The organism is Massilia sp. NP310 (genome assembly GCF_019443485.1).
Classification (GTDB): Bacteria; Pseudomonadota; Gammaproteobacteria; order Burkholderiales; family Burkholderiaceae_D; genus Telluria; species Telluria timonae.
Genome location: NZ_CP080379.1, coordinates 1,877,405 through 1,899,171, shown reverse-complemented (window position 1 = coordinate 1,899,171; position 21,767 = coordinate 1,877,405). Strand labels below are relative to the sequence as shown.

Annotated in this window: 19 protein-coding genes; 8 read left to right on the top strand and 11 right to left on the bottom strand. The window is 65.9% G+C overall.

Annotated features, from left to right (window positions below; all coding sequences use genetic code 11):
• Positions 1-44: 44 nt before the first annotated feature.
• A complete protein-coding gene (locus KY496_RS08235; RefSeq protein WP_219864454.1) occupies positions 45-812 on the top strand; it encodes a sulfite exporter TauE/SafE family protein in 768 nt (255 codons plus the stop codon).
• A 17-nt stretch (positions 813-829) separates the two neighbouring features.
• Here the strand turns inward: KY496_RS08235 and KY496_RS08230 are convergent, their stop codons facing one another.
• Both KY496_RS08230 and KY496_RS08225 read right to left on the bottom strand, forming a co-directional pair.
• Positions 830-1,450: a PEP-CTERM sorting domain-containing protein gene (locus KY496_RS08230; protein ID WP_219864453.1), complete on the bottom strand. Its 621-nt coding sequence runs from the start codon at positions 1,448-1,450 to the stop codon at positions 830-832.
• A 137-nt stretch (positions 1,451-1,587) separates the two neighbouring features.
• A complete protein-coding gene (locus KY496_RS08225) occupies positions 1,588-2,499 on the bottom strand; it encodes a LysR substrate-binding domain-containing protein (protein WP_219864452.1) in 912 nt (303 codons plus the stop codon).
• 95 nt (positions 2,500-2,594) lie between these two features.
• Here KY496_RS08225 and KY496_RS08220 point away from each other — a divergent pair, with 95 nt between their 5' ends.
• The gene (locus KY496_RS08220) at positions 2,595-3,761 is read left to right on the top strand and encodes a mandelate racemase/muconate lactonizing enzyme family protein (protein ID WP_219864451.1); all 1,167 of its coding nucleotides are present in this window, start codon (positions 2,595-2,597) and stop codon (positions 3,759-3,761) included.
• Between the two features lie 13 nt (positions 3,762-3,774).
• Here KY496_RS08220 and KY496_RS08215 read toward each other — a convergent pair whose 3' ends face one another.
• Both KY496_RS08215 and KY496_RS08210 read right to left on the bottom strand, forming a co-directional pair.
• Positions 3,775-4,596 (bottom strand): SDR family oxidoreductase, encoded by an 822-nt coding sequence (locus KY496_RS08215; RefSeq protein WP_184238815.1) that lies wholly within the window; start codon positions 4,594-4,596, stop codon positions 3,775-3,777.
• Between the two features lie 79 nt (positions 4,597-4,675).
• Positions 4,676-5,758, bottom strand: coding sequence for a tartrate dehydrogenase (locus KY496_RS08210; RefSeq protein ID WP_071362303.1), 1,083 nt, complete (start codon positions 5,756-5,758; stop codon positions 4,676-4,678).
• A 96-nt stretch (positions 5,759-5,854) separates the two neighbouring features.
• Here KY496_RS08210 and KY496_RS08205 point away from each other — a divergent pair, with 96 nt between their 5' ends.
• Both KY496_RS08205 and KY496_RS08200 read left to right on the top strand, forming a co-directional pair.
• Entirely contained in the window at positions 5,855-6,760 is a 906-nt protein-coding gene (locus KY496_RS08205; protein ID WP_005667149.1) for a LysR substrate-binding domain-containing protein, read from the top strand.
• Positions 6,761-7,104: 344 nt separating this feature from the next.
• Positions 7,105-7,755, top strand: a complete 651-nt coding sequence (locus KY496_RS08200) for a YitT family protein (RefSeq protein ID WP_229410161.1) — start codon at positions 7,105-7,107, stop codon at positions 7,753-7,755.
• 178 nt (positions 7,756-7,933) lie between these two features.
• Here the strand turns inward: KY496_RS08200 and KY496_RS08195 are convergent, their stop codons facing one another.
• Positions 7,934-9,262, bottom strand: coding sequence for an IS4 family transposase (locus KY496_RS08195; RefSeq protein WP_005667704.1), 1,329 nt, complete (start codon positions 9,260-9,262; stop codon positions 7,934-7,936).
• A gap of 508 nt (positions 9,263-9,770) precedes the next feature.
• On the opposite strand from KY496_RS08195, the gene KY496_RS08190 reads away from it, so the two are divergent.
• Entirely contained in the window at positions 9,771-11,048 is a 1,278-nt protein-coding gene (locus KY496_RS08190; RefSeq protein WP_229520470.1) for an amidohydrolase family protein, read from the top strand.
• A gap of 4 nt (positions 11,049-11,052) precedes the next feature.
• Here KY496_RS08190 and KY496_RS08185 read toward each other — a convergent pair whose 3' ends face one another.
• From KY496_RS08185 to KY496_RS08165, 5 genes are all read right to left on the bottom strand, one after another.
• Positions 11,053-12,435, bottom strand: a complete 1,383-nt coding sequence (locus KY496_RS08185) for a HAMP domain-containing sensor histidine kinase (RefSeq protein WP_219864450.1) — start codon at positions 12,433-12,435, stop codon at positions 11,053-11,055.
• Between the two features lie 10 nt (positions 12,436-12,445).
• Complete coding sequence (locus tag KY496_RS08180) at positions 12,446-13,126, bottom strand: response regulator transcription factor (protein ID WP_005667157.1); 681 nt, start codon at positions 13,124-13,126, stop codon at positions 12,446-12,448.
• A 7-nt stretch (positions 13,127-13,133) separates the two neighbouring features.
• A complete protein-coding gene (locus KY496_RS08175; RefSeq protein WP_219864449.1) occupies positions 13,134-16,319 on the bottom strand; it encodes an efflux RND transporter permease subunit in 3,186 nt (1,061 codons plus the stop codon).
• 6 nt (positions 16,320-16,325) lie between these two features.
• A complete protein-coding gene (locus KY496_RS08170; protein WP_219864448.1) occupies positions 16,326-17,546 on the bottom strand; it encodes an efflux RND transporter periplasmic adaptor subunit in 1,221 nt (406 codons plus the stop codon).
• A gap of 280 nt (positions 17,547-17,826) precedes the next feature.
• Entirely contained in the window at positions 17,827-18,729 is a 903-nt protein-coding gene (locus tag KY496_RS08165; protein WP_370659799.1) for an alpha/beta fold hydrolase, read from the bottom strand.
• 366 nt (positions 18,730-19,095) lie between these two features.
• Between KY496_RS08165 and KY496_RS27100 the strand changes: the two genes are divergently transcribed.
• Genes KY496_RS27100 through KY496_RS27090 form a run of 3 tightly spaced genes read left to right on the top strand, consistent with a single transcriptional unit; the run spans position 19,096 to position 21,349 of the window.
• The gene (locus KY496_RS27100) at positions 19,096-20,115 is read left to right on the top strand and encodes a cache domain-containing protein (protein WP_229520469.1); all 1,020 of its coding nucleotides are present in this window, start codon (positions 19,096-19,098) and stop codon (positions 20,113-20,115) included.
• On the top strand, positions 20,054-21,061 hold the full coding sequence (locus KY496_RS27095; protein ID WP_229520468.1) for a cell wall metabolism sensor histidine kinase WalK: 1,008 nt from the start codon (positions 20,054-20,056) through the stop codon (positions 21,059-21,061). Before KY496_RS27100 ends, KY496_RS27095 begins: the two co-directional genes overlap by 62 nt.
• A 6-nt stretch (positions 21,062-21,067) precedes the next feature.
• On the top strand, positions 21,068-21,349 hold the full coding sequence (locus tag KY496_RS27090; protein ID WP_229520467.1) for a sensor histidine kinase KdpD: 282 nt from the start codon (positions 21,068-21,070) through the stop codon (positions 21,347-21,349).
• A gap of 8 nt (positions 21,350-21,357) precedes the next feature.
• Here KY496_RS27090 and KY496_RS08155 read toward each other — a convergent pair whose 3' ends face one another.
• Complete coding sequence (locus KY496_RS08155; RefSeq protein WP_005667164.1) at positions 21,358-21,720, bottom strand: VOC family protein; 363 nt, start codon at positions 21,718-21,720, stop codon at positions 21,358-21,360.
• Between the last annotated feature and the right edge of the window lie 47 nt (positions 21,721-21,767).

Genomic DNA, 21,767 nt, shown 5'->3' with positions numbered 1-21,767 from the left:
CGGCGGCCCCTTGCGAGGGGCCGTCGCGTTTTTTGGCTTTCTCCATGATTTCCGTGATCGACCTCGCATTGAACTTCGGCCTGGGCGCCTCGCTCGGCATCGCCGGCGGCATGCTGGGCATCGGCGGCGGCCTGATCGCCATTCCGGTGCTGGGCCTGTTGTACGGCATGAACCAGCACCTGGCCCAGGGCACGGCGCTGGTGATGATCGCGCCGAACGTGGCGATCGGCTTCTGGCGCTATCACCAGAAGCATCCGGTCGACCTGCGCTCGGTCGGCGTGGCCGGCCTGTGCTCGATCGGGACCGCCTGGCTGGCGGCGCGCTTCGCGGTGGCGATCGACGCCGAGGTGCTGCACTACGCCTTCGCGCTGTTCCTGCTCGCGCTGGCGCTGTACTTCGGCTGGCCGTCGCGGCGCAAGACCGGCGCGCCACCCCCGCCCGTGAAGGAAGTGCCGCGCCGGTTGATGCCGGCGATCGGCATCGCCAGCGGCGCGGTGTCGGGCTTCTTCACGATCGGCGGTGGCATGGTGGTGGTGCCGGCGCTGGTGAGCCTGTTCAAGATGCCGCAGACGCGCGCCCAGGGCATGGCGCTGGCGCTGGTGGTGCCGGGCGCCTTCGTGGCGCTGGCCACCTATGGCCACAGCGGCGCGGTCGACTGGCAGGTCGGCCTGCCGCTGGCGCTGGGCGGCGTGCTGACCGTGTCGTGGGGCGTGCACCTGGCGCATACCTTGCCGCCACGCCTGTTGCGGGTGGCGTTCAGCACGGTGCTGCTGGCGGCGGCCGTCACCATGCTGGTCACCGGCGGCGCCTGATGCTCGGCGCTTGATGTTCAGCGCTTGCGGCGGCTGGCCGCCAGGCCGGCGAGGCCGAGCCCGAGCAGCGCCAGGCCGGCCGGTTCCGGCACCTCGTTCGGCCCCACGTACTGCGGGACGATGCGGGTTACGTGCTCCTGGTAGCCGTCGTTATAGTCGAGCCACTGCGCGTAAGCGGGATCCAGGGTCCCCCGGGACACGGTGCCGCGGTGGGTGCCCGAAAAGCTTTCGAATCCGGAACCCTCGGGTCTGGCCAGATAAATCGAGCTGGCGTAGTCGGCGCTGTAGTACAGGATGCCGGACGGATCGTAGGCGAACGTGATGCCGAACCAGGTGGTCTGGTCGCCGCCGAAGTCGCTGTAGATGCTGAAATTGGTCGGGCCGTCTTGCAGGAAATGCGTACTGACTGCGGTGATCCGGGTGCTGCCTTCGGACCACTGCGGCGACAGGGACATCTGGAAGGGCCAGCCCACACCCTGGATCGGCACCCCGAACCGGAAGTCGGCGATGGACCCATCGGTATCGTGCTGCACGAAATAGCCGGTCAGCGGACCGTTGAAATTGTATTGCACGTAGCCCGCCCATGCCGGCAGCGCGCACAGCAGGCCTGCCGCGACCACCATCATTTTTTTGATCATGTTGTCTCTCCCTGGTTGAGTGGAAACCGGGCAGGGAGCAAGTAGCATGCCAAAAAATTAATCTGATTACGATCAAGGACTTGGCGACTTCCCGATGAGATTTGTCGCTTGCCTGTAAAGCAGCCCGACAGGGCGATTCAGTCGGCGATGCCGTTGCCGGCGCCGAACCGGTCGAGCAGGAAATCGATGAAGGCGCGTGCCCGCGCCGACTGATGCCGGCGGTTGCGGTAATACAGATACAGGTCGGCCCCCGGCTGGACATGGTCGGGCATGACGATCTTCAGGCGCCCGCTGTCCACATACTTCTTCAGGTCCCATTCCGAACGCACCAGGATGCCGTGTCCATCCAGCGCCCAGCCGAGGGCGATGTCGCCGTCGTTGCTCGACAGCGTGCCGCCGACCTTCACCGAGACGCTGCGTCCCTCGTGCACCAGGCGCCAGACGCCGTAGGCGTCGTCGTTCTGCCGGTGCACGATGCAGCGGTGCGCCGCCAGTTCTTCCAGCGTGCGTGGCTCGCCGTGCTGCTCCAGATAGCGCGGCGAGGCGCACAGGAAGCGCCGGTTCGACATGACGCGGCGCGCCACCAGGCGCTGGTCGGGCAGTTCGCCGAAGCGGATCGCCAGGTCGATGCCGCCCGCGGCCAGGTCGACCGGGCGGTCGGTGACGTCGAGCTGCACCTCGACCTGCGGATAGCGCTGGGCGAAGCTCGATACCAGCGGCGCGATCGCCGTGCGTCCGAAGCCCAGCGACGCGTTCACCTTCAAGAGGCCGCGCGGCACCGAGCGCGTGCCGGAGACCGCTTCTTCCATCTCGCGCAGTTCGGCCAGGATCCGGGTCGCGTAGTGCAGGTAGGTTTCGCCTTCGGGCGTCAGGCTGCTGGTGCGGGTGGTGCGGTTCACCAGGCGCACGCCCAGGTGTTCTTCGAGCTGGGCCAGGCGCTTGGTGGCGGCCGGCGGGGTCAGGTCCAGTTCGCGGGCGGCCGCCGACAGGTTGCCGTGGCGCGCCAGCAGGACGAAGAATTCGAGGTGGGAAGCGAGCTCGTTTTTCACCGCAGGTTAAGAATCTAGTGAATCCGCCTCAATCATAACCGCCTTTGGAGCGAATAATCTGGTGGCTCGTACAACCGCAAGCGAAGGAACACCAGATGAGAATCGTCGAGATCCGCGAAAAAACCGTCCCGATCAGCTCCCCGATCCGCAACGCGTACATCGACTTCAGCAAGATGACGCTGAGCGTGGTCGCCGTCGTCACGGACGTCATGCGCGACGGGAAGCCGGTGATCGGCTACGGCTTCAATTCCAACGGCCGCTACGGCCAGGGCACGCTGATGCGCGAGCGCTTCATCCCGCGCATCCTCGAGGCCGATCCCGCGTCGCTGCTCGATGCCGGCGGCGACAACCTGGATCCGCACAAGGTGTGGCAGGCGATGTTCACCAACGAAAAGCCGGGCGGGCATGGCGAGCGCTCGGTGGCCATCGGCACCATCGACATGGCGGTGTGGGACGCGACCGCCAAGATCGCCGGCAAGCCACTGTTCCAGCTGCTGGCCGAGCGGTATGGCAACGGCGAGCCGGATCGTAAAGTGTTCGTCTACGCGGCCGGCGGCTATTATTATCCGGGCCAGGACCACGGCAAGCTGAAGGACGAGATGCGCAGCTACCTGGATCGCGGCTACACGGTGGTCAAGAAAAAGATCGGCGGCGCTTCGCTCGACGAAGACCTGCGCCGCATCGATTCGATCCTGAGCGTGCTGGGGGATGGCCAGAAGCTGGCGGTGGACGCCAACGGCCGCTTCGACCTGGACACCGCGATCCGCTACGCCAAGGCGCTGTCGCAGTACGACCTGTTCTGGTACGAGGAAGCCGGCGACCCGCTCGACTACGAACTGCAGGCCACCTTGCGCAACTACTACGACAAGCCGATGGCCACCGGCGAGAACCTGTTCTCGATGCAGGACGCGCGCAACCTGATCCGCCACGGCGGCATGCGTCCGGACCGCGACTGGCTGCAGTTCGATTGCGCGCTGAGCTACGGGCTGGTGGAGTATTTGCGCACGCTCGACATGCTGCGCCAGCATGGCTGGTCGAGCAGCCGCTGCATTCCGCACGGCGGCCACCAGATGTCCCTGAACATCGCGGCCGGGCTGGGGCTGGGCGGCAACGAGTCCTATCCCGACCTGTTCCAGCCGTATGGCGGCTTCCCGGATGGGGTGAAGGTCGAGAATGGCTACATCACGATGCCGGACCTGCCGGGGATCGGGTTCGAAGGGAAGGCCGACCTGATTGCGGAGATGCGGCGCTTGACCGATTGAGCGGACCTCGTCGTCAATCCTTCAGGCCCGACCCGGGCCTGGCCTGGGCCGCATGCAGGTCGGCCTTGACCGTATCGGGGGCCAGGTTGTTGACGACGTTGCCGATGAACTTGCTGCTGGCGAGGCCCGCGACGATGCGGTCCTTGCCTTCCTTGAGGGCTTCGTAACCTTCCGCGGCCACCTTTGCCGGCGAGGCCTTTTCTCCCACGCCGAGCTTGTTGGTCAGCATGTCGGCGCGCGGCCAGAAATTGGTGTCGACCTGGCCCGGCATCAAGAGCGTGATGGTGATGCCTTCGATGCCGCTGTCCTTGAGTTCGGACTTGACCGCTTCGGCGAACGACACCAGGAAGGCCTTGGTCGCGCCATACACAGCCTCGTACGCCGTCGGCATGGTGCCCGAGATCGAGGCGGTGAACAGCAGCTTGCCGGCGCCTTGCTCGACCATGTCGGGCAGGATGCGCTTGGTCAGGTGGACTTGCGAGATCGTGTTCAGCTGGATCATCGCGATCTCGCGTTGCAGGTCGGTGCCGCCGACGAAGCGGCCGCCGAGGCCGACGCCGGCGTTGAGGGCGGCGGCGGCCAGCGGGCGGCCCGCGGCGCGCACCGCCGCGTACAGGGTTTCGACGCCGTCGAAGTCGGTAAGGTCGGCCACCACAGTGGCAACTTGCGCGCCGCGGCTTTTCAGCTCGTCGGCCGCGGCGTCCAGGCCGGCCTGCGTGGTGGCGGTGATGATGAGGTCATGGCCGTCGGCCGCGAACTGGTGGGCCAGTTCGTAGCCGATGCCGCTGGAGGCGCCGGTGATCAGCGCCAGGGGGCGATGGGTTTGCTCTGTCATTGCTGGCTCCTTCGATTGATCGTTGGGGCCAGCGTAGCATGTCGAAAAAATAGCCCTCGTCCGGCTGGGCAGGTCGCTTCTAGGCGTCGAGATAGCGCGCGACCGCCTGTCCCACTTCGGTGGTGTTGGCGGAGCCGCCCATGTCCGGCGTGCGCGGACCCTCGACCAGGCACTTCTCGATGGCGGCCAGCATGGCGTCGTGCGCCGCGGTGTAGGTGGCGTCGCCCTGGCCCAGGAACTCGAGCATCATCGCGCCGGACCAGATCATCGCGATCGGGTTGGCGATGTTCTTGCCGTAGATGTCGGGCGCCGAGCCGTGCACCGGTTCGAACAGCGAAGGGAAGGTCCGTTCCGGATTCAGGTTGGCCGATGGCGCGATGCCGATGGTGCCGGTGCAGGCCGGGCCGAGGTCGGACAGGATGTCGCCGAACAGGTTCGAGGCCACCACCACGTCGAAGCGCTCGGGCGAGATCACGAAGCGCGCGCACAGGATGTCGATGTGGTACTTGTCCCATTTGACGTCGCCATACTGCTGGCCGATGGCGGCCACGCGCTCGTCCCAGTAGGGCATCGAGATCGAGATGCCGTTCGACTTGGTGGCGGCGGTCAGGTGTTTCCTGGGGCGGCGCTGGGCCAGGTCAAAGGCGTACTTGAGGATGCGGTCGGTGCCGTGGCGGGTGAAGACCGATTCCTGCAGCACGAATTCGCGCTCGGTCCCTTCGAACATCTTGCCGCCGACCGAGGAATATTCGCCTTCGGTGTTTTCGCGCACCACGTAGAAGTCGATGTCGCCCGGCTTCTTGTTCGCCAGCGGGCAGGGCACGCCGGGCATCAGGCGCACCGGGCGCAGGTTGACGTACTGGTCGAACTCGCGCCGGAACTTGAGCAGCGAGCCCCACAGCGAAATATGGTCGGGCACCGTCTCGGGCCAGCCGACGGCGCCGAAATAGATGGCTTCGAAACCGTCCAGTTGCTGGCGCCAGTCGTCCGGCATCATCTTGCCGTGCTGCGCATAGTAGTCGCAGTCGGCCCAGGCGAAGGTGGTGAATTCGAGGCCGATGCCGAAGCGGCGGGCAGCCACCTCGAGGGCGCGCAGGCCCTCGGGCATGACTTCCTTGCCGATGCCGTCGCCGGCGATGACTGCGATCTTGTGGGTTTTCATGGGGCGTGGCTCCTGAGTGCTGGATAGGTGTGGTCAGCATAATCCGAAACACGGTGTTTATAATATGGGCTTTCGTGGCGGCAAGGAACACGTAGCGTGAATAATCTGCTGGAGAATGCCGACCTGCGTGTGTTCGTGACCGTCGTGCGCAAGGGTTCGTTCGCCCAGGCCGCCGCCGAGCTGGGGATGTCGGCGGCCTATGTCAGCAAGCGCATCGGCGTGCTCGAAGAAGCGCTGGGCGTGCGGCTGTTCCAGCGCACCACGCGCCGCATCGTCATTACCGAAGAGGGCGAGCAGGCCTTCGGGCGGGCCCAGGCGATCCTGGACAGCCTGGACGACCTGGTCGACGAGGTGTCCGAGCGGCGCCGCGAGCCCAGTGGCCGGGTGCGCATCTGCAGCAGCTTCGGCTTCGGGCGCAATGTGGTAGCGCCGGCCATCGCCAAGCTGGTGCGCGCTTATCCGGCGCTGCAGATCCGGTTCGAGGTGTTCGACCGCCTGGTCGATCCGGTGGCCGAAGGTTTCGACCTCGACGTGCGCATCGGCGACGAGATCGCGCCGCAGCTGATCGCGCGCCGCCTGATGGCGAACCACCGCATCCTGTGCGCGGCGCCGGACTACCTCGCGCAGCATGGCGCGCCGCGCTCGCTGCAGGAGCTGTCCGGGCACCAGTGCCTGGTGATCAAGGAGCGCGACCACCCGTTCGGCGTGTGGCGGCTGCGCGCGCGCGGCGGCGAGGAAACGGTGAAGGTCTCGGGCGCGCTGTCGACCAACCACGGCGAGATCGCGCTGCGCTGGGCGCTCGACGGCGCCGGCATCATCCTGCGCTCGCGCTGGCATGCCCAGCCCCATCTCGATGCCGGGCGGCTGGTGCAACTGCTGCCCGACTTCACCCAGGAAGCCAATGTCTGGGCGGTGTATCCGCAGCGGCTGGGCAATTCGGCGAAGGTGCGGGTGTGCGTCGAGTTCCTGGAGCGCGAGCTGGCGATGCAGGCACCGGAATAGGGATTCTCGTGGTCGAAACCGCACCGGAATAGTAGCTGCGCGCACCGCGATAGTGCGCTGCACAAGGGTGTTCCCTCGGGTGTTTCTCATCTGGTACGCATCGATGCGTGGCGTATCGACATTGCGCCGCAACATGAGCGATAATAGCGACCCGAAGCACACCATACCCCGTGCGTTTCGTGCATTTGCGCCCACCCGGCGCGCCGCCATCCCTGTTACTACCATATCGCAAGGAACATGAACTTCAGCTCGTCGCTTGTCGCTACCCCCTGCACGGCCACCCGGCGGACCCTGTCCGTTCGCGTGGCGATCGCTTTCATCATCGTCGATGCAGCGGTGCGCTGATGAGCCAATCTGTCATGTTTCCGGGCCCGGCATCGCCGGCCCAGCGTGCTGTCGTGGTCAAGCCGCATTCGCCGCTCGATGACGTCTACGGCATCGCCGTCGGCGTGCTGTTCGTCGTGATCGGCATCGTGTTGCTGCAGGCGGCGCAACTGATCACCGGCGGCGTGGCCGGCATCGCGCTGCTGACGTCCTACGTGAGCGGGATGTCGGTGGGCACGCTGTTCATGATGATCAACGTGCCGTTCTTCCTGTTCGGCTACCTGTTCATGGGGCCGCTCTTCACCTTCAAGTCGCTGGCCGGCAGCGCGCTGGTGATGGGCCTGCTCAAGCTGATGCCCTACGTGCTGGTGATCGACCACATCCACCCCGTGGCGGCGGCGCTGGGCGGCGGCACCTTCTGCGGCATGGGCATCCTGGCCATGGCGCGCCACGGCGCGGGCGTCGGCGGCACCGGCATCGTCACCCTGTGGCTGCAAAAGAAATACGGCATCAACGCCGGCCGCACCCAGGTCATGATCGACGGCGTCATCCTGCTGCTGGCCCTGGGCCTGGTGGCTCCGCACCTGGTCGGCTGGTCCGCGCTGAGCGCGATCGCCATGAGCAGCATGGTCATGGCCTGGCACCGCGCCGGCCGCTACTTCGGCAGCTAACCCTCAACGAGGGTCAGAGTAGAATTATTGAGCAATTTCTCCGCTTGATCGGCAGCTATTCTCAATGAGCAGCTGTCTGTAATCAGGCAGCGAAATAAAGAGGGTCAGAGTCGAATTATTAGCCAATTGATTTTCAAAAATTGGCAAACAATTCGACACTGACCCTAATGCCGCTAAGTTAAGGTTTTCTCGATAGCCGTTTTTCTGGATACCGTTGAGCTACTGCCTTAACGACGCGGTCAAATTTTCGTCCGGGTCGTTGCGCTTTCAGTTCGAGTACCAACCGTCCACGTAAGCGCTTAAGCATCTCCGGTATCCTCCCTTGTGCTGTTGCTGGGCCGGTCATCATCAACTCGTTCTGGATGGTCATCAGGGCAGTAGTAAAACTGATGCTCGTCGGTTCGCATTTGGCTTCCAGCGCGGCCTTGGCGATCTCAACGCGAATCAGGTTATAAGCGATCATCGCCCCCCAGATTTCCTGCTCGGTACCGCTGACCGTCATGCTGCGCAGAGTCAACTCCGAGCCCATCATTGACTGCTTCAGTTCCCTATAACTTGTTTCGATACGCCAGCGTCGGAGATAACAAGCAATCAAGTCAACCGCCTTGAACTTCTTGCTATCCATCAGCGACGTAAGCAGGTACCGCTGTTTTCCCGATCCGTCATCCGGTGTTCTTACGGCGCGCACGCGCCAAGTCTCTGGCAGAGCGGGATCTTTTTTGCGTGCAGCAGGCGAGACAATCATTTCCACGATGCCATCGTCGTCCGTGCCTAGGATTAGAGTCCATTTGGTGTTGCTCTTGGCGGGAACAAGGAAGTGTCGATTCGTTCCATGGTTGACGAGATTGCATAGTAGTTGCGCTGACAGAAAGCCTCGGTCAAACACAGTGAGCGAGTCGTCAGGAATGCTCTCGAGCAGAGAGTGGGCATGCGTCGTTTCGCTGATGTCGTAGCGTCCAAAACGGGCATCACGGATCAGTTGGGTTTCCATCATCATCAGGGTCACGCCGCGTGCTTGTGGATAGCTGGCAACCTTGTTGTTGGGGTAGATTTGAGAACCAAAGTGCTCGCGATTGTCTGGGCTATCTGCCAGGCGCAATGTCGTGCCATCCATGGCAAGCAGATGCAAGCCCTTGAACAGATAATGCGCTTCATCGTGCGCAATCCACTGCCGCGACGACTTGTGAAACAACCATTCAAGCGGCTCGGAGCCCAAGCGTTGTCGAGCTTGCGTTGTCGCGCTGGAGGTGATGCAACGGTCTGCCAACTCGGGCAATGCCAGGTCGAGCGAGTCGACAATGTCCTTGACGGAACGGTGTCGATAGATCGCCAGAGCAATGACTAGCCAGACGACCTGCTGCGCGGGTAACCGCCGAGAGCGGATAGTCGCTTTATCGTTCGCTACTAACGCAGCTTCCACCCATTCGTAGGGCAGATGCTCGCCAAGGCGGCTCCACTCAAGAGGATTAGGTAGGTCAATGACGAGGGGGATGGCATCAGAAAGCATGGCCGAAAGTTAACATTTCTGAGCCACGTTTACAACGAAAAAATGCCGCAAAGATCTTTAACTTAGCGGCATTAGACACTGACCCTCTTTATTTTTGGCCCGTGCGAGCGCTATCAGCGATGAATATCGGGCTCCATTCTAACTAGTTCTCTGCCTGCAATGAAAATGGCGCTCAATACGGCGCGAATAATGAGGGTCAGAGTCGATTTATTGAGCAATTTCTTAGATTGCCGATCAGTTCGACATCGATTTCTCAGCTAAATCAGAGATATTGCCCAACAATTAGGGTCAGAGTCGAATTATTGATCAATTGATTTACTGAAGTTGTCAAACAATTTTACTCTGACCCTGATTAGTGCGCTTGTAGGCGCGCGCGGCTCGGCGGTATTGGCTTGTAGAATGGGCGCAATCTCATTGCCTGGAAATTGCCATGTCGCGTCTCTTGCATTGTGTCGTGCTCGCTTTTTTGTTTGCGTCGTGCCAGGGCGCTTTTGGACAGCAGCGGGCCTTGCTGATCCAGAATGCGCATGTCGTCAGTCTCGATCCGCAGCAGGGCGACCGGCGCGAGGCCGACGTGCTGGTGCGCGATGGGAGGATCGTCGCTGTCGGGCCCGAGCTCGAGGCGGCGGGGGCCGAGCGGATCGATGCGCGCGGCATGATCCTGCTGCCGGGACTGGTCGACACCCATAACCACCTGTGGCTGAGCGCGGCGCGCGGGCAGTTTCGCAATACGCCGGACACCGACTATTTCGCGCTCAAGAAGCGACTGGGGCGGCACTACACGCCGGACGACGTTCGCATCGGCACCTATGTCGGCGCCATCGAGACTCTGGCCTCGGGCGTCACGACCACCGTCGATTTCTTCCACAACTTGCGCAGCCCGGCGCACCTCGAGGCGGCCGAACAGGCGTTGCTGCAAAGCGGCATCCGCGCCCGGTTGCTCGCTGGCGCGCATGACGACCTGGGGCCGGCCGAGAGCGTCGACCTCGACCTGCTCGCCGCCGCGGCGGCGCGGGCGCGGCCGGGGCGGGTCACGCTGGGGCTGGGCTGGCGCGGCGTGGGGGAGGGCAAGGCCGACGTGGTTGCCACAGGGCGCCGCGAGATCGCGGCCGCGCGCAAGCTCGGCTTGCCAGTCTCGGTGCATTCCGGGGGCAAGCGTAATGGCGCATTGGCCGCCAGCGGCCTGTTAGGCGCGGATGTGCAGATCGTCCACGCCACCGGGGCCACGCCCGCCGAGCTGGCGGCGTTTCGACAGGCCGGCAGCGCGCTGTCGCTGACGCCGGTCACCGAGCAGCGGGTCGGCTATGGCCTGACTGTGCTGGACGACTACGCGGCCGTGGGCCGCATCGGCCTGGGCATCGACGGCACTGCGCTGGCCGGCAGCGCTGACCTGTTCGCCAATATGCGCCTGCTCGCGCTCACCGAATCCGGCGTCCGCAAGAAGGAAACCGCGATCGCGCCGCGCCGCATCCTCGAACTGGCGACCATCGAGGCGGCGCGTTCGATCGGCATGGACGACCAGATCGGTTCGATCACGCCCGGCAAGCGCGCCGACCTGATCCTGCTCGATACCGGCGCCCTGAACATGTCCCTGGCCGCCAATGCCGATCCCTACGCCCTGATCGTGTACTCGGCCACGCCGGCCAACGTCGACACGGTGATCGTCGACGGCGTCGTTCTCAAGCGCGGCGGCCGCCTGCTCGGCGTCGACGTGCCCAGGGTGATGAAAGAGGCGCGCGCCTCGATCGATGCCATCCTCGAACGCGCAGGCGCTGCTTCCAGATAAAGCCTCAATAGGTTTGCGCAGCCGGATTGGCCTGCAACAGCAGGGTGGCGCGCAGGCCCGGATGGTTGTCTTCCAGCGTCAGGCTGCCGCCGTGCAGGCGCGCGACGGCCGAGACCACGCTCAGGCCCAGGCCCACACCCGGCGTGCCGCGACTGGCGTCGACCCGGTAGAAACGCTCGATCACGCGCGTGCGCTCGTGTTCCGGAATACCCGGGCCGTTGTCGGCCACCACCACCGCGACCCGCTCGGCGTCGATGCGGCGCGCCGTGATCGCGATCGCGCCGCGCACCGGCGCGTATTTCAATGCGTTGTCGGCCATATTGCCCAGGGCCTGGGCCAGCAGCACCGGGTCGCCCACCACCCGCAAATCCTCGGGCGCGTCGAAGCCCAGGTCGATGTCCTTCAGCTCGGCCACCGGGCCGTAGAACTCGGTGACCTCGGCCCCCAGCGCGGCCAGGTCGACCTCGACGAAGCCGCCGCGCCGGCTGCCGCTGTCGATCTCGCTGAGCCTCAGCAGCGCGTTGAAGATGCCCATCACGCGGTCGACGTCGTCGATGGCGGCGTCGATCTCGGCGAAGGTTTCTTCGCTCGGCGGACGCGCCACCGACAGTTCTTCCAGCCGCGCGCGCAGCTCCGACAGCGGCGTGCGCAAGTCGTGCGCGATCGCGTTGGAGACGTCCTGCACCCCGGTCACCAGGTGCTCGATCTGGTCCAGCATGCGGTTCACGGTGCGGGTCAGCTGCTGCAGCTCGTCGCCGTCGCGCGGCTCCACCAGGCGGTGCGACAGCTTGCCCTCGATGATCGAGGCCGTGGTCTGGCTGATGCGCTGCACCCGCCCCAGGAGCGCGCGCCGGATCAGGACCCCGCCCAGCGCCGCCCCCACCAGCACCGCCAGCGCGCAGCCCAGCAGGCCATACGCGAACAGGCGCTCGAGCTGCTGGAAGCGATCGAGGTTGCTGGCCACCAGCAGCATATAGCCGTCTTCCAGCGTCACCCGCACCAGCTCCACGTTGCGCGGCTTGTCGTCGACCCGGATCGTCACCCGGCACAGGCCGTCGCGCTCGGGCACGCCCTCGGGCCATTCCGGCAGGTTGCCGGCCAGCTTGGCGCCATCGGGCGCCACGAACAGCATGATCTTGCGCACGCCGTCGTTGACGCCATGGACCTGGCTGTCGATCGCCGCCGCCAGCGCCGGCGGCCCCTGGCGCTCGAACAGATTGCGCAGGTGGCGGGCGTCCGACTTGAGCAACTGGGTGCGCACCTCGCCGATGTTCTTGTGCCAGGCGAACCACAGCGGCGCGGCGAACATCGCCAGCACCAGCAAGGTGACGACGGCGTAGCCGATCGCGATGGTGCGGGCGGAAAAGCTGGGCAGGCGCAGGTTCAAAGGACGTGTCTCAGGGCTGGTCGGTCAGCATATAGCCGGCGTTGCGCACGGTGCGCAGCAGCGGCGTCGCAAAGCCCGCGTCGATCTTCTGGCGCAGCTTGCTGATGTGGACGTCGATGACGTTGGTCTGCGGGTCGAAGTGGTAATCCCACACGTTCTCGAGCAGCATGGTGCGCGTCACCACCTGGTTGGCGTGGCGCAGCAGGTAAGTGAGCAGCTTGAACTCGCGCGGCTGCAGCGCCACCGGGCGGCCGGCGCGCGTGACGCGGTGCGCCAGCATGTCGACCGACAGGTCGCCCAGGCTCATCACGGTTTCCACCGCCTGGCTCTGCGAGCGGCGCAGCAGGGCGTCGAGCCGCGCCAGCAGCTCGCCGAAGGCGAACGGTTTCGTCAGGTAGTCGTCGCCGCCGGCGCGCAGGCCACGGATGCGGTCGTCCACGCCGTCCAGCGCGGAGAGGATCAGGATCGGCACCCGGTTGCCCTGCTGGCGCAGGGCTTCGATGATGCCGAGGCCATCGATCCCGCCCGGCAGCATGCGGTCCATGACGATCGCGTCGTAGGGCTCGCTGACGGCATGGTACATGCCGTCGCGGCCATTGTCGGCGTGGTCGACCGTATGGCCGGCCTCGGTCAGCCCCTTCTTGACGAAGCGGGCCACGCGTTCATTGTCTTCGACGAGTAACAGTTTCACGGCAGTCTCATTGGGAAGCCGGCATTGTATCCGCTACCTCGGCCTCGGCCTTCGGCGCGTGCGCCACCGGTGCCGGCGGCGGCGCATGGACCACCGGCGGCTTCGAACGGCCCGCGACCAGCACGTAGAACAGCGGGATCAGGAAGGTCGCCAGGAAGGTCGCGGTCATCATCCCGCCGATCACGCCGATGCCCAGCGCATTCTGGCTGCCCGAACCGGCGCCGCTCGAAATCGCCAGCGGCGTCACGCCCAGGATGAAGGCCATCGAGGTCATGATGATCGGGCGCAGACGCACCTTGGACGCTTCCAGCGCCGCCTCCACCAGGCCCATGCCCTGCATCTGCAGCTCGCGCGCGAATTCGACGATCAGGATCGCGTTCTTGGCCGACAGGCCGATGGTGGTCAACAGGCCCACCTGGAAGAACACGTCGTTTTCCATGCCGAAGGCGGTCGCCGCGCCGAGCGCGCCCAGCACGCCGATCGGCACCACCATGATCACCGAGATCGGAATCGCCCAGCTTTCGTACAGCGCCGCCAGGCACAGGAACACGACCAAGATCGACAGCGCGTACAGCAGCGGCGCCTGGGCGCCGGCCTGCGATTCCTGCAGCGAGATGCCGCTCCATTCGTAGCCGATGCCCTGCGGCAACTGGCCCACCAGCTCGGTCATGATGGCCATCGCTTCGCCGGTGCTGTAGTCCGGCGCCGGCTGGCCCTGGATCTCGGCCGACTCGATGCCGTTGTAGCGCGCCATCGCCGGCGAGCCCCAGGTCCAGCGCGCGGTGGCGAAGGACGAGAAGGGCACCATCGCGCCGTCGCCATTCCTCGCGTACAGGTGGCGCAAGTCGTCCGGGTTCATGCGGAACTGGGCGTCGGCCTGGATGTAGACGCGCTTGATGCGGTTGTCGGTGTCCAGGAAGTTGTTGATGTAGCGCGAGCCCCAGGCGGTCGAGAAGATCTGGTCGACCTGGGTCAGGTCGACGCCCAGCGCCGCCGCCTTTTCGCGGTCGATGTCGATCTTGTAGGTGGCGTTGTCGGCCTGGCCCGAGAAGCGCACGCGCTGTAGCCGCTGGTCCTTGGCGGCCAGCTCGAGCAGGCGGTCGCGCGCCTGCCCCAGCGCCTCGTGGCCCAGGCCGCCGCGGTCCTGCAGCTGCAGGTTGAAGCCGGTGGCCGAGCCCAGGCCGCGGATCGACGGCGGTTCGACGGTATTGATCACCGCGCCCTGGAAATTGGCGTAGCGCGCGCTGATGCGGCTGGCCAGCGCCGACACCCCCAGCTCGTCGCCCTTGCGCTCGTCCCATGGCCGCAGGCGCACGAACAGGCGGCCCTGGTTCTGGCCGCGCTGCGGCTGCGAGGCGCCGTTGGTCATGAAGGTGGCCTCGACCACCGCCTTTTCTTCGTTCAGCAGGTACTGGCTGATCTCTTCCAGCACGCGGCCGGTGATTTCCTGGCTGCTGCCGGCCGGGGTCTGCACCTGGACGAACATGAAGCCCTGGTCTTCCTTGGGCAGGAAGCCGCCCGGCAGGCGCAGGAACAGGGCGATCACGATGCCGACCATGACCAGGTACACCACCATCCACAGGGCGCGCCGTTTCAGGATGCGCGATACGCCGCCCAGGTAGCGGTCGCGCGTGTTGTCGAACGAGCGGTTGAACCAGCCGAAGAAGCCCTTCTTTTCATGGTGGTTCGGATCGACCGGCTTGAGCATGGTCGCGCACAGGGCCGGCGTGAGCGTCAGCGCGATGAAGGCCGACAGCAGCATCGAGGCCACCACCGTCAGCGAGAACTCGCGGTAGATCGCGCCCACCGTGCCGCTCGAGAAGGCGACCGGCACGAACACCGCCGACAGCACCAGGGCCACGCCGATCAGCGCGCTGGTGATCTGGCCCATCGCCTTGATGGTCGCTTCCTTCGGCCCCAGGCCGTCCTCGTGCATCACGCGCTCGACGTTCTCGACCACCACGATGGCGTCGTCGACCAGGAGGCCGATCGACAGCACCAGGCCGAACATCGACAGCGTATTCACGGTGAAGCCGAGCGCCGCCATGATGCCGAAGGTGCCGAGCAGCACCACCGGCACCGTGATCGACGGGATCAGGGTGGCGCGGAAGTTTTGCAGGAACAGGTACATGACCAGGAACACCAGCACGATGCCCTCGATCAGGGTGTGCACCACGCCGCTGATCGATTCCTCGATGAAGGGGGTGACGTCGTTCGGGTAGACCGTGCGCAGGCCGGGCGGGAAGAACTGGCCCAGCTCTTCCAGGCGCGCACGCACCCGTTCCGCGGTCTCCAGAGCATTCGCGTTCGGCGCCAGCTGGATGCCCAGGCCCGACGCCGACTTGCCGTTCAGGCGCACGTCGACGTTATAGTTCTCGGGGCCCAGCGCGACCCGCGCCACGTCGCCGATGCGCACCGACGAGCCGTCCTGCTGCACCTTGAGCAGGATGCGCTTGAACTCGTCGGGCGTGCGCAGCATGGTGGCCTGGTTGATGGTGGCGCTGAGCATCTGGCCGGGGACGGCCGGCAGGCCGCCCAGCGCGCCGCCCGCGATCTGCACGTTCTGGGCGCGGATGGCGTCGGCCACGTCGAGCGGGGTCAGTTGGTAGCTGGTCAGCTTGACCGGGTCGAGCCAGACGCGCATCGCGTACTGGGTGCCGAACAGGTTCATGCTGCCCACGCCCGGGATGCGGCTGAGCGGATCCTGGATGTTCGAGGCCACGTAGTTGGCGATGTCGAACTTGGTCATGCTGTCGTCGTCCGAGACGAAGGCGGCGACCATCAGGAAGTCCGAGGTCGACTTGGTCACCTGCAGGCCGGACTGCTGCACCTCGCTCGGCAGGCGCGGCACCGCGGTCTGCAGCTTGTTCTGCACCTGCACCTGGGCGATGTCGGGATCGGTGCCGGCGGCGAAGGTCAGGGTGGTGGTCGAGCGGCCGGTGTCGTCGCTGGTCGACTGCATGTAGAGCAGGTTGTCGATCGCCGTCATCTGCTGCTCGATCACCTGGACCACGGTGTTCTGCATGGTGTCGGCCGAGGCGCCGGGGAAGGTGGCCTGGATCTGCACCGACGGCGGCGACACCGGCGGATACTGCTCGACCGGCATCTTGAACAGGGCGATCCCGCCGACCAGCATGATCAACAGGGAAATCACGATCGCGAAGATCGGACGCTGGATGAAGAACTTTGGCATCGTCGCTTATCCCTGGCGCGTTGCGGCCGTGGCAGTGTCGGCGGCGGCGGTGGCCGGCGCCGCCGGCGCCTGGCTGGCGGGCGCCGACGGCGCGCCGATCCGGACCACGGTGCCGGGACGCAGCTTCTGGGTGCCGCTGACCACCACGCGTTCGCCTTCCTTCAGGCCTTCGTCGATCAGCCAGTAGCCGTCGACCAGGGCGCCGGTGCGCACGGTGCGCAGCTGGGCCTTGTTCTCGCGGTCCACGATCATGACGGTCGCGGTGCCCTGCGGGGTGCGCGAGACGGCCGGCGCCGGCACCCGCATCACCGACTGGCGCACGCCCTGGCTGACGCTGGCGCGCACGAACATGCCGGGCAGCAGCAGCTTGTCGGGATTCGGGAAGCGCGCGCGCAGGGTGACCGCGCCGGTGGCCTGGTCGACCGTCACGCCGGAAAACTCGAGCGTGCCGCTGCGAGCGTAGGTGCTGCCGTCCTCCAGGGTCAGGCTGACCTTGGCGGCGTTGGCGCCGTCCATGCGCACCCGCCCGGCGGCGATCTCGCGCCGCAGCAGCAGGCCGTCGACGCTCGATTGCTGCAGGTCGACGTACATCGGGTCGATCTGCTGGATGGTGGTCATCAGGGTAGCGGCGCTGCCCTGGACGTAAGCGCCTTGCGTCACCGCCGATACGCTGCTGCGGCCGGTGATCGGCGCGCTGACGCTGGTGTAACCCAGGTTGATGCGGGCGCTCTCGACGGCGGCCTTGGCGGCGGCGACGTCGGCCGCGGCTTCGAGCTGGGCGGCTTCGGCGTTTTCGAATTCCTGCTTGCTGACCGCGTTTTCCTTCACCAGCACCTGGTTGCGCTTGAGCTGGGAGGTATTGCTGGCCAGGGTGGCCTGGGCCCGCTGCAGCTCGGCCTCGGCGCTGGCCAGCGCGGCGCGGTAGGGCGCCGGATCGATCAGGTACAGCGGCTCGCCCGACTTGACGTCGGCCCCTTCCCTGAAGCGGCGCTCCTGCACGATGCCGTCGACCCGGGCCCGGACCTCGGCCAGCAGGAAGGGCGCGGTGCGACCCGGCAGGGCGATGTTGAGCGCCACGTTGGACGTGTTCATCGTCAGGATGGCCACCTCCGGAACGGCGGGCGCGACGGGTTTCGGGTCTTTGGCGCAGGCGGACAGCAGCAGCGCCGCCAGCGCGGCGGCGCCAAGGGCCGGCTGGCGCCGGCGCGAGGAAGTGGTCGAGGGCATGTGGTTGGATCCGGATTGCAAGGTTGAGAGCGATATTTTCCCAACCTTCGATCATGCCCGGCGCAGGCTTAAGACGGGGTGTGCGAATGATTAATTTTAGTTAATGTGCCTTCCCGTGTGCCAGAATGGCCATGGATGAGCGATAGATTTTCTTGTCGCGCCGCTAACGGCTGAGCGATAGCAATTTACCGCACGACCTGCGGCGCGTCCTGCACGCTCGCGCCGCAGCAGGGAGGGGGAGTATCCTGCCTCCATGGTCCGGCATGGGGGAGTATCCAGCTTAGTGGCCCACGGTTTCGCCGCGCGCGAAGGCCAGCAGGTCGGCGTTCACCCTGTCCTTGTGCGTCTCGGTCAAGCCGTGCGGCGCGCCGGCATAGGCGATGAAGGTCGCGTGCGGCACCAGCCGCGCCGAAGCCCGGCCGCCGACGTCGATCGGCACCACCTGGTCGTCGTCGCCGTGGATGATCAGGGTCGGCTTGTCGAATTTCCTGAGGTCGTCGCGGAAGTCGGTCTCGGAAAACGCCGCGATCGAATCGTAGGTATTCTTGTGCCCGCCCAGCATTCCCTGCAAGAACCACGACTGGATCAGCCCCGGCGATGGCGTCGCGCCCGGCCGGTTGAAGCCGTAGAAGGGGCCGGACGGGATGTCGAGGTAGAGCTGGGCGCGGTTTTCGAGCTGGCCGGCGCGGATGCCGTCGAACACCTCGCGCGGCACGCCGTCGGGGTTGTCGGGGCGCTGCACCATCAGCGGCGGCACGGCGCCGATCAGGGCCAGGCGGGCGATGCGGCCGGTGCCGTGGCGGCCGACGTAGCGCGCCACCTCGCCGCCGCCGGTCGAAAAGCCGACCAGGCAGACGTCATTGAGATCGAGCAATTCGAGCAACTGGGCCAGGTCGTCGGCGTAATGGTCCATGTCATTGCCGTCCCAGGGCTGGCTCGAGCGCATATGCCCGCGCCGGTCGTGCGCAATGGTGCGGAAACCGTTGTGCGACAGGTGCAGCATCTGCGCTTCCCAGCTGTCGGCGCCCAGCGGCCAGCCGTGGCAGAACACGACCGGCCGGCCGCGGCCCCAATCCTTGTAATAGATGTCGACGCCGTCGCGGGTGGTGAAGGTGGCCATCGTGTGTCCTTTCGGCATGATGAGTGGGGGCGCCGCGACCGTCAATGAAATCGCCGGCAACATCGATTGTTCCGTATTGTCCAGCGAGCGGTGTCGACCGGATCAAGTCGGGGTCATGCAGCGGCGATCGTGCACCGGGATGACACATGAGGTCTGGTCAATCCCCGAATGATACCGAAAGAAAAAGCGGGTCAAAACTAGTGTTGTCAATGAGCCAATACTTTTGACAAGCTAGAATGTCAGTAAACTGATCTGGCCGTGGCGCACAGACCACGGAAGATATTGAACAGGGCCTGCCCCGAGTTTTCGTAGGGCAACTATTCACGTAAAATCGACCGGTTATATATCCCATACAAGTTCTCGTTGATGCGTATGCCAATTGTCCGGAATCTGCCGCGCACCCTGCTTCCCCGCGGACTGGCAGGCTACATGGCGCTCGCAACCTCCGTTCTGTGCGCCGTCCTCACCATCATCCTGGTCGCCCTGGTCCAGAACCAGGCGCGCGACCATGTGCGCGAAAGCATCGGCTTCGGCCTGGGCGAGCTGGCCCAGCAGGCCGCGGACAAGCTCGACCGCGGCATGTATGAGCGCTACCGCGAGGTCAAGCTGCTGGCGCGGCGCATCGCCGACCTGGGGCCGCATGCGACGCTGGAATCGCAGCGCCGCATGCTCGACGACGCCCATCGCAGCTATGGCTATTACAGCTGGCTGGGGATCGCCACCGTGGACGGCCGGGTGCAAGCGGCCGCGCGCGGATTGCTCGAAGGCGCCAACGTGGCGGCGCGGCCGTGGTTCACCAACGCGCTGGCCGGCACCCACATCGGCGACGTGCACGAGGCGCTGCTGCTGGCCAAGCTGTTGCCGCAGGTCGGCGGCGAACCGCAGCGCTTCGTCGACGTGGCTTTCCCCGTCGAAGCGCCGGACGGCCGCCCACGCGCGGTGCTGGGGGCCCACCTGTCATGGCAGTGGGCGCACGACGTCGAACGCTCGGTGATCGAGCCGATCCAGGCCGGGCGTCGGGTGGACGCCCTGATCGTCGATACCAAGGGCCTGGTGCTGCTGGGCCCGCCCGGCCTGCAGGGCACGACCATCGACACCGCCAGCCTGCGCCGCGCGCGCGCCGAGCGCGGCATCGGCTACGTGCTGGAGCGCTGGTCGGATGACAGGGAATACCTGGTCGGCTACAGCCAGACCGACGGCTATGCCGACTATCCCGGCCTGGGCTGGACGGTGCTGCTGCGCCAGGAGGCGGGCAATGCCTATGCGCCGGTGCACCGGCTCGGTCAGTATGCGCTGTGGACCGGCGTAGGCCTGGCGGTGCTGTTTTCGATCGCCGGCGCCCTGGTGGCGAACTGGATCACCCATCCGATCAAGAACCTGCAGGCCTATGCCGACCGCATCCGCCGCGGCGGCGCCGCGCCCCTGGGTGCCCGACGAGCGTTCGTATGACGAGGTGCGCAGCCTGTCGAGCGCGCTGAACACGCTGCTGGCCGACCTGGTGCGGCGCGGGCGCGAGCTGGAAGAACTCAACCACACGCTGGAACAGCGGGTGACCGAGCGCACCCAGGAGCTGGCGAGTGCCCTCGCCATCGTTCAGCAGAACGCGCAGCACATCAACACCATCATCGAGACTGCCCACGACGCCTTCATCGGCATGGACCTGGACGGCGTCGTCACCGACTGGAATACCCAGGCCGAGCGCATGTTCGGCTGGCGCCGCCACGAGGCGATCGGGCGTCCGCTGGCCGAACTGGTGCTGCCGCAGCGCTACCACGACTCGCTGCGGCGCGCCATCGTCGAGTTCCGCACCACCGGCCACACAGGCGCCCTGAACCGGCGCGTCGAGCGCACCGTGCGCACGCGCCAGGGCGAGGAATTCGCGATCGAGATGACGGCCGGCATCGCCGGCATCGGCGAGCGCAGCTTCTTCAGCATCTTCCTGCACGATGTCTCGCTCAGGAAGCGCGTCGATCAGATGAAGAACGAGCTGGTGGCCACCGTCTCGCACGAGCTGCGCACGCCGCTGACCTCGATGCGCGCCTCGCTTTCGCTGCTCAAGAGCGGCGCGGCCGGGACGATCGATGGCGAGATCCAGGAACTGGTCGAGATCGCGCACCGCCACTGCGAACGCCTGGTGCGTCTGGTGAGCGATATGCTGGACGTGGAAAAGATCGAATCGGGCCGCCTGTCGGCCGTGCCCAGGCCCCAGCCTCTGATGCCGATCGTGGAAGACGCGCTCGGCGCGATGCGGGTCCAGGCCCAGGATGCCGGGGTCGAACTGCGCAGCCGCTGCGAAGCGGGCCTGGAGCGGCAGCCGGCCGAGGTCGACCGCGACCGCATCACCCAGGTGCTGATGAACCTGCTGTCGAACGCGCTCAAGTATTCGCCGCCCTAGGGCGCGGTGGAGGTCACGCTGGCGCGCAGCAGCCGCGGCCTGCGCATCAGCGTGGCCGATCGCGGGCCGGGCATCCCGCCGGAATTTCGCGCGCGCATCTTCCAGCGCTTCGCCCAGGCCGATCCGGGCTCGGACCGCAAGACCAGTTCAGGGCTCGGATTGGCGATCAGCCGCCAGATCATGGTCGAGCATGGCGGCGAACTGTCGTTCGAGGACCGCGCGGGCGGCGGCACGTGCTTCCACGTCGACCTGCCCTCGAGGGTGTCGGAGCGCGCGCTCGCGGCCTGAAGGCCGTGTCAGGCGCCGGCGTCGGCCGTCCACACGGCCAGCTCGTAGCCGTCCGGATCGATGAAATGGAAGCGCCGTCCGCCGGGGAACGAGAAAATGTCCTTGCTGATGCGGGCGCCGGCGTCGACGACCCGGCGTTGGGTCGCTTCCAGGTCGTTCGAGTGCAGGATCACCAGCGGGCCGCCCGCGCGCACCGGCCCGTCGGTCGTGAAGCCGCCGGCCAGGCGGCCGTCGCGGAACTCGGTATAGCCGGGGCCATAGTCGACGAAGGACCAGCCGAACACCTCGCCATAGAAGGCCTTGCTGCGGGTGATGTCGGCGACGTTGAATTCGATGTTGTCGATCTGGTGGTGGTTGCCTTGGTTGCCCACGATGCGTCTCCCTGAAAGTATTGGAGCCGTCATCTTACCGTAGGGTC

Bases quoted from the DNA above. Each gene is read 5' to 3' on its own strand.
- KY496_RS08220 (WP_219864451.1), top strand. From the start codon at position 2,595: ATGAGAATCGTCGAGATCCGCGAAAAAACCGTCCCGATCAGCTCCCCG.
- KY496_RS27095 (WP_229520468.1), top strand. From the start codon at position 20,054: ATGCCGACCGCATCCGCCGCGGCGGCGCCGCGCCCCTGGGTGCCCGAC.
- KY496_RS08215 (WP_184238815.1), bottom strand. From the start codon at position 4,596: ATGACAGAGCAAACCCATCGCCCCCTGGCGCTGATCACCGGCGCCTCC.
- KY496_RS08165 (WP_370659799.1), bottom strand. From the start codon at position 18,729: ATGTTGCCGGCGATTTCATTGACGGTCGCGGCGCCCCCACTCATCATG.
- KY496_RS27100 (WP_229520469.1), top strand. From the start codon at position 19,096: ATGGCGCTCGCAACCTCCGTTCTGTGCGCCGTCCTCACCATCATCCTG.
- KY496_RS08195 (WP_005667704.1), bottom strand. From the start codon at position 9,262: ATGCTTTCTGATGCCATCCCCCTCGTCATTGACCTACCTAATCCTCTT.
- KY496_RS08170 (WP_219864448.1), bottom strand. From the start codon at position 17,546: ATGCCCTCGACCACTTCCTCGCGCCGGCGCCAGCCGGCCCTTGGCGCC.
- KY496_RS08200 (WP_229410161.1), top strand. From the start codon at position 7,105: ATGAGCCAATCTGTCATGTTTCCGGGCCCGGCATCGCCGGCCCAGCGT.
- KY496_RS08235 (WP_219864454.1), top strand. From the start codon at position 45: ATGATTTCCGTGATCGACCTCGCATTGAACTTCGGCCTGGGCGCCTCG.
- KY496_RS08210 (WP_071362303.1), bottom strand. From the start codon at position 5,758: ATGAAAACCCACAAGATCGCAGTCATCGCCGGCGACGGCATCGGCAAG.
- KY496_RS08230 (WP_219864453.1), bottom strand. From the start codon at position 1,450: ATGATCAAAAAAATGATGGTGGTCGCGGCAGGCCTGCTGTGCGCGCTG.
- KY496_RS08175 (WP_219864449.1), bottom strand. From the start codon at position 16,319: ATGCCAAAGTTCTTCATCCAGCGTCCGATCTTCGCGATCGTGATTTCC.